Source organism: Alteromonas sp. KUL106, from assembly GCF_009811415.1.
In the GTDB taxonomy this organism is placed as follows: domain Bacteria; phylum Pseudomonadota; class Gammaproteobacteria; order Enterobacterales; family Alteromonadaceae; genus Alteromonas.
In genome coordinates this window covers 1-415 of the sequence record NZ_BLIG01000098.1, presented here as the reverse complement: position 1 = coordinate 415, position 415 = coordinate 1, and the positions used below count along the sequence as shown (strand labels likewise).

At 42.4% G+C, this 415-nt stretch carries 1 protein-coding gene; it reads left to right on the top strand.

The genetic code is table 11. The features are described 5' to 3' along the window. Positions 1-286 (top strand): hypothetical protein (locus GVO63_RS19395; protein ID WP_236552232.1); only part of this gene is annotated, 286 nt, incomplete at its 5' end. Positions 287-415: the final 129 nt, after the last annotated feature.

Below are 415 nucleotides of genomic sequence, written 5' to 3'. Positions count from 1 at the left end.
GTTATGTGCTTGGAGTAACATGCAAAAGGAAAACGGCGATACAGAGATTGCTTTTTTGGCAGCTCTTTTTTACTGGGTAGTAACTATTGCAGCTGGCTGGATGTCAAAATCTGTTTTCGAAGCATGGCAAAACGGAACGGCTTTCGAACTAGTAAGCAGAAAGGCTAGATTTCTAAATTTTTTTCCTACCTGGTTCGTTTTTATAGTTTCTGTAGTAGCTGTAGCATTTATGGCTTTTTTAGCTATCAAGCAAACGCTTAAGTTTGTCCGTTATCTGCGTAGTTAAAATGCTGTTGTTTTTAAACGCACATAACAAGCCACTCAAGGCACTCGCTTCGCTCGCTGGGACGCTAACACATGGGCTGCGTCACTTCGTTCCTAATTTTAGCCCATGTGTTATCGCCCCTTAGTGGGG